Raw genomic sequence first — 12,134 nt, 5'->3', positions numbered from 1 at the left:
TACAATCTGCTCTGGGGAGATCTGGTACAGATCCCGCTGCCGGGAGGCAGCAGCCTGGGGCTTTCGCTGCTGGTGATGATTCTGGTGCCGGCGGGCGTCTATTTTACGGTGCGTACACGTTTTTTGCCTTTTCGTTTGTTTCCGGAAATGGTCCGCGTCACCATGTCCAACAACAAAAAGACCGAGCACGGTCTTTCCGGCGTGCAGGCACTGATCGTGTCTACGGCCTGCCGGGTGGGAATGGGCAACCTGGTGGGTGTTGTGGCGGCCATTTCCGCCGGCGGTGCCGGGGCTGTGTTCTGGATGTGGGTCATGGCGCTGCTGGGGTCTTCCACTGCGTTTATTGAGGCAACCCTGGCACAGCTTTATAAGGAAAAAGATCCCCTCTACGGTGGGTACCGGGGCGGTCCTGCCTATTATCTGCACGCATTGTTTGTGCCCAAGGGAAGCCGCCGCAAACATTCGGTGATCGCGGTGCTGTTTGCGCTGTCGGGACTTATCTGCTGGTGCGGCATCAGCCAGGTAACCAGCAATTCCATCTCGGCTTCTTTTGAAAACGCCTTCCATATTCCGCCGCTGTATTCCACCATTGCGCTGGTGATCGTGGCGGCTGTCATCGTGCTGCGCAAAAACGCCACGGTCCGGGTGCTGGATGTTATGGTTCCGGTCATGGCGGCCTGTTACTTCTTTATTACCCTGTTTATCATTATTAAAAATGCGGCCTTGCTGCCGGGCGTGTTCCAGCAGATCTTTGCCGAGGCTTTCGGTCTGCGCCAGGTGGTAGGCGGCGGCATCGGTGCCGTGATTATGAACGGTACCAAGCGCGGCCTCTTCTCCAACGAAGCTGGTTCCGGTTCTGCCCCCTGCGCAGCAGCGGCCTCCCATATCGATCATCCGGCCAAAGCGGGTCTGCTCCAGGCATTGGGTGTTTTTATCGATACGCTGGTGATCTGCAGCTGTTCCGCTATGATCATGCTGCTTACTCCCACGGAATTGACCGCCGGTCTGGAGGGCATGGACCTGCTGCAGGCGGCCATGCACTATCACCTGGGCGAGTTTGGTGTGATTTTCATTGCGGTGATTCTGTGGCTGTTCAGTCTGTCCACCTTTCTGGGAATTCTGTTTTATGCCCGCTCTAATGTGGCGTATCTTTTCGGCGACCGCTGGAGCGCCCAGCTGGCCTATAAGATTCTGGCGCTGGTCATGCTGTTTATCGGCGGCCTGGCCGCTTACCAGTTCGTGTGGGACCTGGGCGATGTGGGCGTCGGCCTGATGACGGTGTTCAACATGATTGCTCTCTTCCCGTTGGCGCCCAAGGCACTGGCCAGCCTGCGGGATTATGAGCAGAATCAGATGCAGAAGAAATCTTCATAAAAATGCAAGCGTTGCCGGTGACGTATCTTTTGGGAACGCGATATACAAGGGACACTGTTTTGGACAGTGTCCCTTTTTGTGTGCAGCTTCCCAGCATTATAGCTAAAAACAGTGGAGAACCTTTTTTGTATACGACAAGATCCTTCCATGGATAAAGCATCCGTTTGCTGCTATACTGGATATAATTCCAGAAACAATTTGCTGAAATAGCTGCATCGAAAGCGAGAAGATTCTTGTGCCTGTTATTGTAGACCAATCCATGCGTGAACAGATCTCCCGGGAAGGGGATGATTTCCCGCTTTCCTTTTTTGAAAATGAACTTGGCGAGCTGCCCAAGCGAGAAGGGCCCCTGCACTGGCACCCGGAGTTTGAAATTGCCAAAGCGGAGACCGGTGTTTTGGAGTACCAGGTGGGGCAAACACACATCGTGCTGAAGGCGGGGGACAGCGTGATGGTGAATCGAAATCTGCTTCACAGTGTGCGGCAGATTGCGGGGGACCTGCCGGACCCGATGCCCGTTGTGGTTTTTTCCGGAACGCTTATTGCCCCTGAAACCGGTACGATTTACCAAAAATACATCGCACCCATTGCGGACTCTGAATCCCTGCCTTTTGTTGTGTTCAGACAGAAAGATGATTGGTGCCGCAACATATGCTGCCTTGTGGATGAACTGTTTGCCCATCTTAAACAGCGGGAGCCCTGTTATGAAATGGCAGTGCAGCGCGACCTGAGCTGCCTGTTTGAAGCGCTGTATCGTCATTGGGATGTACTGCCGAAATCCCAAGCTACGGGTATGCAGCTTCGTTCACAGGTGCGTGTGCAAAAAATGCTGGCCTACATGTATGCTCATTATGCAGAACCAATTACCTTTGCAGATATTGCCGCGGCGGCGAGCATCAGCCGAAGCGAGGCGGCGCGCTGTTTTCATGAATATATGGATTGCTCCCCGGTACATGTGTTGATCCGTTACCGGCTGCAGACCGCGCACAGACTGCTGCATGATACCGACCTGACGGTACAGGAAATAAGCCTGGCCTGCGGATTCCGTTCCACCAATTACTTCGGGCGCCAGTTCCGGAAAATTTACGGCTATACACCTGGCCAGGTCCGCAATTTGGGAAAATAGTGCTATCATTTGGCGGGATTATCCCTTATCCTTCTCAGACCTTGCTGTTATAATGCCCTACAGCACGGCCGTTACAAAAATGTGCTGAACGTGGAACCACACAGGAGAAAGGGAACCTTTATGACCATTACACCCAACTATCAAAAAACCTTGCATGCCTGTTATTTGGGATATGTGACACAGGCTATCTGTGCAAACTTTGCGCCGCTTCTCTTTTTGACGTTTCAAAAGAGCTATCACATTTCGATGGGGGAACTTGCATTGATTCCCACCGTGTTTTTTCTGACACAGCTGATGATCGACTTGGTCGCCGCAAACTTTGTGGACAGGATCGGTTACCGTACCTGTTTGGTCGCCGCCCACGGTATGGCAGCGGTGGGGCTGGTGCTGCTGGCGTTTTTGCCGGATCTTTTGCCGGTTCCCTTTCTGGGAATTTTGATTTCGGTTATGGTTTACGCAGTCAGCAGCGGTCTGGTCGAAGTGGTGGTCAGCCCCATTGTGGAAGCATGCCCTTTTGAGAACAAGGCCAGCCGGATGAGTTTGCTTCATTCCTTTTACTGTTGGGGCATGATGGCTGTGGTTTTGGGTTCCACGGTGTTTTTTGCCTTGTTTGGGCTGGAAAACTGGCGGATTCTCACGCTGCTGTGGGCGCTGATTCCCCTTTGGAATGTTTTTAATTTTATTGCCTGCCCGATAGAAAGACTGGTGGAAAGCGGTGAAGGCATGGGGGGAGGAAGCTTGCTTCGCCTGCCTCTGTTCTGGTTTTTGGTGCTTTTGATGGTCTGTTCCGGCGCGGCAGAAAACGCAATGACCCAGTGGGCATCCGCTTTTGCGGAGGCAGCAATAGGGGTTCCCAAAACCCTTGGCGACCTTGCGGGGCCCTGCCTGTTTGCAGCCCTTATGGGGACGTCCCGTGTACTGTGTGCCAAAATGAGCCACAAAATGGATTTGGGAAAAATTATGCTGGCGTGCGGGATGCTGTGTATAGGCTGCTATTTGGTGGCGTCCCTGTCGGTATACCCGGTGGCAGGGCTGGCAGGTTGCGCGTTGTGCGGATTTTCCGTAGGTATCATGTGGCCGGGCACCCTCAGTCTTTCCTCCCGGGCCTGTCCCAAGGGAGGTACGGCGATGTTTGCCTTTTTGGCGCTGGCCGGGGACCTGGGCGGCACGGTTGGGCCAATGTCGGTGGGGGTTGTATCCGAGGCAGTCGGCGGCGATCTGAAAAAAGGATTCCTTGTTGCGGCAGTTTTCCCCATTGCTCTGGTACTGGGGCTGGTGGCGCTGCAAAAAAGACAAAAATAGCCGTTCTTTCGGCTGTGAAATGATGGGAAAATCGTGTACAATACAAGTACGAACCACAGAAAATCTCTTTGATTGGCAGCTTTATGGAGGGATAGGTAAAAAGATGACCAAAATACTTTTCGTGTGCCACGGCAGGATTTACCGGACATGAAAAAACGCCTGTAAATCAAGCACTTCCTGTGTTTCAACCTCAGTTTTACCAATGATTTACCAATATTTCTGGAGAGCCAGGCTTGCTAACTATCACACCAGAATGAGGAGATCAACAACATGGAAGAACTCAAAAAACATATTTACGATGAACACAATGGCCTGAATTATACGTTGGTTGGCGACTACTACGTCCCCGACTTGGAATTGCGGGAAGAGACCCGGCCTATTGGGATTTGGGGGCGGATGCACAAAGACTATTTGGCGCAGTATCATCCAGCCCTGTACAACGAACTGATTTTGTCCGGCAAACTCTGGACATATCTGGCTGACCTGAATGAGCAGGCACAGAAGCGGATGAACCGCCTCATCAATCAGATGAAAGCGGCAGAAAACATTACCGAAGAATTGAAAGCTCATGATCCAATGGCGTGGGTGGGCACTATGAACAACATTCGTAAGCGGGCAGAAGAGATCATCCTAAGCGAGATAATTTATCGGTAACGCTTAAATATACGACACTACAAAAAACGAAGTTACCTTTTTGAAAAATCAAGAGGTAGCTTCGTTTTTATAATATTTTTAATTAGCAGTGTCGATATGCAATGCGGATTGTTGATTCCATATATAATAACGAGTATAATAAAATTTACCATTCAATGTTGGAAGCTGTACTGGTCAATTACCCGAAATTTTTAAGGGAAAGCCGACTCAATATTAAGGAGAAAAATATGAGTGTTGTATCTGCTCCGTTAAAAAATGATATTGCGATGCAAAAGGACCTTTTCCGTCTGGCGGCTTCGATTTATTCTGAAAGTAGCGATGTGGTATCTGATTCGGAAATTCAAACACAGATTATTAGATGCATGTTCGTTGCAAAAGAAAATGAATATCTAACAAAAAGTGAAATCATTTCGAACTTACTGGATATATATAAATACCATATTTCAGAAGATGAAGTCGATGCAGTAATTAGGCAATCCCGAGGTGTATTTCAGTCTGTTTTAATAGATGAATGCAGGGCATATTGCCTCACGTCGCAGGCATATACAGAATCTGTTGAAATGCAAAAAAATAGCATTGACGACTATATTGACCAATTTATTGATGAAAAACAAATTTCTGAACCAGAAAAATGCAAAAATGCTATCCACATTTATTTATACGAGTTGACAACTACAAATATTAATTCCTATCAAGTTTTGCTGTCAGGAAAAGACGGGACACAATTTACTAGTAGTGAATTGTCGGTGGATGTCTCTGAACTTGATGATACTGAAAAACAACTAGTTCATGATTTCTTATCTTGGGAAAATACTGCTAAAAATTCAGCATTGGGGAATCTTGTTTATTGCTGTCTTGAGTATTGCCTTTTAATCAATGGAGATTCTCCGAATCACTTGTTAAATGGAATAATTAAGGACAGAGTAATTTTTTTAGACACAAATATCATCTTTCGAGCCTTGGGGATTAATGGAGAGTCAAGAAAAAAGGTGGTTATTGCCTTTCTTAACAAATGCAAGCAAGCAAAACTAAAATTAATTATTTCCCACAGCACAAATAAGGAATTCTTTGACACCATTTCATATTATGTATCTCAAATGCAACATTATCCTAGAGGTAATATTTATATTGGCGCTTATGAGGAAATTTCTGACTATAATATATTTGCATTTTTTGAAAATTGGCGCCAAACTCGTCCTAATGTATCACTAGCGTATTTTGTTTCTTATATTAGATCACTCTATCTAAAATTTGTAAGGAAATATGCTATCGATGATGATGTTAAGATACCAGCATCAATATATCATACAGACGAGTTCAAAACTGCTCGAAATAGGTATACATTATCTATCAATCATGTGAAGCAAGGAATAAAGGATAGTTATCGATCTGATGATTATAGCTATTCACAGCGAGATAGCCATGATGCTACGGTTGTTCGACATATTGAGATACTTCGTGAAAATTCTAGAGATAAAGATATTTTTTTGGTATCTTCCGATAAGGCATTACGACTCTGGGATATGAATCGTACTGATGCTGATTATCCCGTTGTTATTTATCCCAGTCAGCTATTTCTAGTATTATTAAAAACCTGTGGACGGTCAGAAAACGACTATGATAGCTTTGTTAGTTTTATAAATATTAGACCAAAATCTAAACAGATTTCGCCAGAAAATGCAAATATTATTTTGTCAGGCATTAGTTCTATTACAGAAGATATCAAAACTCAAGAGCACTTGGTTGCAGCCGTTTATAGCGATGAATTTCAAAATGTTATAAAGAATAGTTCTTCTGATATGGATCTTTATGAAAAAGTCCAGCGTATAACTCAAAATTATTTGGATGAGGAACTCAGGAAAAAAGAGGATCAAATTCAATCTCTTCAGACAGATGTTTCACAGCGTGGAGCAGAGGTTGAAGCCATGCAGGAAAGGTTTGAAGAACAGAGTCATGCATTGGAAGATTCAAAGCGCCAGATTGAAAATCAAACAGAAGAATTAAAGAAAAAGCAAGAGCAGATTATCAATCTGGCTACAAGTAAAATTATGGCAAAGTATATTTGGATAAACTATGTACTTCCCATTTTACTTGCTTTATTGGTGGTTTTTTTAGTTATATTTATTGGTCTCCAGTTTATTTGTAAAGATAAGGAATGGAATTTTGCCATTCTATTTTATGAGTGGATAAGGAGTACTTATTTTGGCATGTGTGTTGGGGACTTTGTTTATGCAATTGATGGCGTTTTTGCAGGAATAGTAGGATATTTCTTGAAAAAATGGATGAGAAACCCCTTTAATGCGACCAAAAAGAAAAAGTCAAAAATGGATTTGGTTCAAAAATATATCGATGACCATCAATTAAATTGAAACTCGATATTCGTCAGTAAAATTAGTCAAGGGCAACCTGAGTTATTAGGCTCCGGGTTGCTCTTGTTTTATTCCTGTACAGCAGAAATCTTATTTTCATTGAAATTATCACGAGTTCGTGATATACTTAAAACACCTATAAGCCAGTAAAAGACCGGAGGATGTTTATGGCAGTTCAGTATAATAAGCTATTTAAGATGATGATCGACCGGAAAATGACCAATAATCAGTTGGCTAAACAAGCAGGAATCAGTTTGAACATCATTACCCGTCTGAAGCGGGATGAATATATTGCTATGCAGACCATTGAGAAAATCTGTATTGCTCTGGACTGCGGTGTAGATGATATTCTTGAGTTTATCCCGGAGTCCCAACAATGAGTTGCCATAATGATAGAGAGGAGGCGTATCATGCAATTTGAAGAAAAACTGGATGTGATCGAAGAAGATATTGCTCAATACAACCGTGAACTGCTTGATATCCTTCTAAAAGACAGAACGACAAATGAGAACATTATCTGGGCAACCAGTGACTATATCTCCCATGGGGAGCTTTATGCAGCGACAGAGCAAATCTACGCAAGCCTGATTACTGGCGTTCATTCTAAGCTGATTCAGCCTCGTGTAGCAAAGGCACATGAGCAAAAAAACAGCCGCACCAGAGATAAAGCGGAAGTGTTTACCCCTTCCTGGATCTGCAATGCTCAAAATAACTTGGTGGACGAGCATTGGTTTGGTCGGCCTAATGTGTTTAATATCCCGCAAGACAGCACCTGGACGGCAACGGAACGGATTGTGTTTCCTGATGATAAACAACACACATGGAAGCAGTATGTGGATGCACGAAGAATTGAAATTTCCTGCGGTGAGGCCCCCTATCTGGTGAGCCGCTATGATACTGTAACCGGTAAGCCTATCGAACTTCTCTCCCGGATCGGCTTACTGGATCGCAAGCTACGTGTTGTGACCGAAAATGCCTCCGACGAAAGCGAATGGCTGAAATGGGCGTATCGAGCTTATGAAAGTGTGTACGGTTTTGAGTTCCAAGGTGACAACTTATTGCTTGCACGAGAAAACCTGCTGTATACTTTTATTGACTATATGCGGTATGCACTGAAGCGCACACCTACGCTCAATGAGCTTAAAAAAGTGGCTACCATCATTTCCTGGAATCTGTGGCAGATGGATGGGCTCACCTATGGGCCACCGCTCTGTGATATTCAGGAAGAGATGAACCAGCTTTCTCTGTTTGACTTTATAGAAACCGAAACACTGATTGTGCAAAAGCCTGCACAGTCACGGTGCAAAATCAAAGATTGGCGATCCAAAGTGATCGTGGAATACTACTCTTTGGTGAAGGGGGAACGATAATGGAAACCGTATTTGGAACTGCTTTTGAGTACAAATTGATTTATGTTTTTGCCATCAATGACGAGGCTCATAAAGGGCTTTTGAAAATTGGTGATACCACGATTCAGTCAGACGCTTCCATTGATGCCCTGTTCCCCAACTGTAAGGCGCTGAATCAGGCGGCGCTGAGCCGGATTAAGCAGTACACGAACACAGCGGGTATTTCTGCCCAGCTGCTACATACCGAGTTGGCTGTCCGTCTTGTTAGAGGCAAGGATGGACAGCAGGTGCTGAAAGCTTTCCGGGACCATGATGTACACCGGGTGCTGGAGAACTCCGGTATTCCCAAGAAAAAGCTGAAAAACTCTACCAGCAGAGAATGGTTTGAGGTCGATCTGGCCACCGTCCAAAAGGCTATCGAAGCTGTGAAGAAGTGCCAGCCTAACCTGTCCGGCATGGGGGCAGGTACAGGGTTTACTCCCATCGTGTTCCGCCCGGAGCAGGAAGAAGCCATCGAGAAAACGATGAAGCAGTTCAAAACGGGAAGCCGAATGCTCTGGAACGCAAAGATGCGTTTCGGCAAAACCCTTTCTGCCCTTCAGGTGGTTAAGAAGTCTGGCTTTGCCAAGACCATTATTGTTACTCACCGCCCTGTGGTGGACGATGGCTGGTATGAGGATTTTCAGAAGATTTTCTATAATACCGATGACTACACCTACGGCTCCAAGGGCCACGGGGCTGCCATCGAAGATCTGCTGAACAGCGGCAAAAAATTCGTCTATTTTGCATCTATTCAGGATCTGCGTGGTTCTTCCACCGTTGGAGGCAAATTCGATAAGAACGATGCAGTGTTCTCACTGGACTGGGATCTGGTCATCGTGGATGAGGCCCATGAAGGAACCACCACCGCCCTGGGCGATGATGTCATCAAGAATCTGGTCAAGGAAGGGAACGGCTACGATACCAAGTTTCTTGCCCTGTCCGGTACGCCGTTCAATATTCTCAAGGAATTTGACGATAACATCTACACCTGGGACTATGTGATGGAGCAGCAGCGCAAAGCACAGTGGGACGAGCTGCACTTTGGAGATTCCAATCCCTATGACGAGTTGCCGGAGCTGAAAATCTACACCTACGACCTGGGTAAAATCCTGACCGATAAAAGCTATGTGGAGCTGGAGGACAAGGCGTTCAATTTCCGGGAGTTTTTCCGTGTCTGGACTGGTGATATCAAGCACGACCACAAGGCCATGCCAGCTACTGCACAGGTGGGCGATTTCGTCCACGAAAGCGATGTTTGGAGCTTTTTGAACCTGATTACAAAAGACGACCCGGACAGCCACTATCCTTATGCCAACGAAGAATACCGCAACCTGTTCCGCCATGCCCTTTGTATGGTTCCCGGTGTCAAAGAGGCCAAGGCCCTGAGCAAGCTGATGAAGAAACACCCGGTCTTTGGTTGCGGTGTATTTGATATTGTCAATGTGGCCGGTGACGGCGATGAAGAGGAACGCTCCGAAGATGCGCTCCAAAAGGTGCGTCAGGCTATCAACGGCGCCAGAAACGACGGCTACACCATCACCCTTTCCTGCGGCAAGCTGACCACCGGCGTCACAGTGCCGGAGTGGACGGCTGTGTTTATGCTGGCCGGATCGTTCTCCACTTCTGCCGCCAACTATTTGCAAACCATCTTCCGGGTACAGTCGCCCTGCAACAAGGACGGTAAGATCAAACGCTGCTGCTATGTGTTTGACTTTGCCCCTGACCGCACTTTGAAAATGGTAGCGGAGTCTGCGGCTCTGTCCACTAAAGCGGGCAAGGCTAATGAATCCGACCGCCGAATTATGGGTGAGTTTTTGAACTATTGCCCGGTGATTGCGGTGGATGGCACGGTGATGAAAGCCTATGACACCAACCGTCTGCTCCAGCAATTGAAACGGGCCTATGCAGAACGGGCTGTGCAAAATGGCTTTGACGATACCAACCTCTACAATGAGGAACTGCTCCGCTTGAATGAGTTGGAAATTGAAAAATTTAATAACCTGAAAAAGATTGTCGGCACATCTAAGGCCGCGCCCAAAGCTAAGGAAATTGACATCAATGCTCAGGGCTTTACAGATGAAGAATACGAAGAACTGGGGCGGATTGAGAAAAAGCCCAAGCGGGAGCGCACGCCGGATGAAGAAAAGCGTTTGCAGGAGATGAAGGAAAAGCAGAAGCTCAAAAATAATGCGATTTCCATCCTGCGGGGCATTTCCATCCGTATGCCGCTGCTCATTTACGGCGCTGATATTCCCATTGACGAGGATATCACCATGGAAAAGTTGGTGGACATCGTGGACGATTCCTCCTGGGAGGAATTTATGCCTTCCGGTGTCACCAAAGAGATGTTCAAAAGTTTTATCAAATACTATGACCAGGAAATCTTTGTGGCTGCTGGTCGTCGGATTCGCACCACAGTTTTCAGCGCTGATGAGCTTTCCCCCACGGAGCGGGTCAAGAAAATTGCACAGCTGTTTGCTTGTTTCAAAAACCCGGACAAGGAGACTGTTCTGACCCCATGGCGGGTAGTGAATATGCACATGAGCGACTGTTTGGGCGGCTATGACTTCTACGACGAAGCTCACGAGCAGATGGTGGACAAGCCCCGCTTTGTGGATCGTGGTAAAGTGACCGCCGATACCTTTGCAAACGCAGGTGCCCGTGTGCTGGAAATCAACTCTAAAACCGGCCTGTATCCCTTGTATGTAACATATAGCATTTTCCGCAGCCGGTGCGCCGCCTGTTCCGAAGAAGAACTGGATGATACAAAATTGCAGCAGCTTTGGGATGCAGCTGTGCGGGAAAATGTGTTTGTGATTTGCAAAACGCCTATGGCCAAGCAGATCACCCGGCGCACACTGGCTGGATATCGGGATATTCCGGTGAATGCCCATTATTTCGATGACCTGATCAACATGATGAAGAACAAGCCCCGGCAGTTTGTGGACCGGGTGCTGAAGCCCAGCTATTGGAAGAAGGAAGGGGTGAACGCTATGAAATTTGATGCCGTAGTAGGTAATCCGCCGTATCAGCTTTCCGGTGGTTCTGGCGGTACAAATGATGCACCAATTTATCAATATTTTGTTTCGTCTGCACAGAAGCTACAGGCTGACTATACTTCTTTGATCATTCCTTCAAGGTGGTTTTCTGGTGGACGGGAGAATCTTTTAGCTGAATTCCGACATGACATGCTTGCTGATGGAGGAATCAGCAAAATGTTTGTCTTTTCTGATTCTCATGATATATTCCCTTCTGTGGAAATCAAGGGTGGCCTTTGCTATTTCTTGTCCCAAGAAGGGTATTCTGGTGAGTGTGAGTATACGCTCGTAAAAAATGGGACACCTACAACAATTATGCGAAATCTTAATGATTTTGACGTTTTGATTCGTGAGCCGATGCTTGCTAATATTGTGAAGAAGGTAATGGCGCACAGCCCCAGAACCGTTAGCGAGATTATTTCCGGTGATACACCGTTTGGAATTCCAACCAATCCAAAAGGCAGTAAGAAAAATCCTATCGACTTGTACGATGAGAAAAGCGATGAGCATAATACGAGGCTATTTTATATAGAAAGCTCCGAAAGAAAAATAGGATATGTTGACAGAACGAAAATCACTAAAAATAGCGGAGATATTGACGCAATAAAAGTGTTTATTCCTGAAGCATATGGGGCCGGAGAAACTTTTCCGCACCAAATACTGGGTGTTCCAGAGTTCGGTGGCGCTAATTCCATTTGTTCACAATCATATTTGTATGCTTCTTTTAACAGTGAAGAAGAAGCTAAAAATTTCATTGTTTACCTGAAAAGCAAATTCTTCCGATCCCTTGTTTTGTCAATAAAGATTTCTCAGCATGCACCGAGCAAAACGTACCGTTTTGTTCCGATGCAGGACTTTTCCAAACCTTGGACAGATACCG

8 protein-coding genes are annotated in these 12,134 nt (G+C 46.4%); all 8 read left to right on the top strand.

The window, feature by feature from the left end:
- A partial coding sequence (locus H6B10_RS08060) for an alanine/glycine:cation symporter family protein (protein WP_430661755.1) occupies positions 1-1,374 on the top strand: 1,374 nt, incomplete at its 5' end.
- Positions 1,375-1,609: 235 nt separating this feature from the next.
- Positions 1,610-2,500: a helix-turn-helix domain-containing protein gene (locus H6B10_RS08055; RefSeq protein ID WP_204651120.1), complete on the top strand. Its 891-nt coding sequence runs from the start codon at positions 1,610-1,612 to the stop codon at positions 2,498-2,500.
- A 120-nt stretch (positions 2,501-2,620) separates the two neighbouring features.
- A complete protein-coding gene (locus H6B10_RS08050; RefSeq protein ID WP_204651119.1) occupies positions 2,621-3,802 on the top strand; it encodes an MFS transporter in 1,182 nt (393 codons plus the stop codon).
- A 270-nt stretch (positions 3,803-4,072) separates the two neighbouring features.
- Positions 4,073-4,456, top strand: a complete 384-nt coding sequence (locus H6B10_RS08045) for a TnpV protein (RefSeq protein WP_204651118.1) — start codon at positions 4,073-4,075, stop codon at positions 4,454-4,456.
- Positions 4,457-4,683: 227 nt separating this feature from the next.
- The gene (locus H6B10_RS08040) at positions 4,684-6,825 is read left to right on the top strand and encodes a coiled-coil domain-containing protein (protein WP_204651117.1); all 2,142 of its coding nucleotides are present in this window, start codon (positions 4,684-4,686) and stop codon (positions 6,823-6,825) included.
- A 167-nt stretch (positions 6,826-6,992) separates the two neighbouring features.
- A complete protein-coding gene (locus H6B10_RS08035; RefSeq protein ID WP_040646951.1) occupies positions 6,993-7,205 on the top strand; it encodes a helix-turn-helix domain-containing protein in 213 nt (70 codons plus the stop codon).
- 30 nt (positions 7,206-7,235) lie between these two features.
- Positions 7,236-8,195 (top strand): restriction endonuclease subunit M, encoded by a 960-nt coding sequence (locus H6B10_RS08030; RefSeq protein WP_243427313.1) that lies wholly within the window; start codon positions 7,236-7,238, stop codon positions 8,193-8,195.
- Between the two features lie 503 nt (positions 8,196-8,698).
- On the top strand, positions 8,699-12,134 hold a 3,436-nt coding region (locus H6B10_RS08025), incomplete at its 3' end, for an Eco57I restriction-modification methylase domain-containing protein (protein WP_243427312.1).

Origin of the sequence: Gemmiger formicilis (assembly GCF_016901605.1) — a bacterium.
GTDB lineage: Bacteria > Bacillota > Clostridia > Oscillospirales > Ruminococcaceae > Gemmiger > Gemmiger formicilis_B.
This window is presented reverse-complemented; position numbering and strand designations above follow the sequence as displayed.

Coding starts and splice junctions, on each gene's coding strand:
- H6B10_RS08050 (WP_204651119.1), top strand. CDS start 2,621: ATGACCATTACACCCAACTATCAAAAAACCTTGCATGCCTGTTATTTG.
- H6B10_RS08045 (WP_204651118.1), top strand. CDS start 4,073: ATGGAAGAACTCAAAAAACATATTTACGATGAACACAATGGCCTGAAT.
- H6B10_RS08040 (WP_204651117.1), top strand. CDS start 4,684: ATGAGTGTTGTATCTGCTCCGTTAAAAAATGATATTGCGATGCAAAAG.
- H6B10_RS08035 (WP_040646951.1), top strand. CDS start 6,993: ATGGCAGTTCAGTATAATAAGCTATTTAAGATGATGATCGACCGGAAA.
- H6B10_RS08030 (WP_243427313.1), top strand. CDS start 7,236: ATGCAATTTGAAGAAAAACTGGATGTGATCGAAGAAGATATTGCTCAA.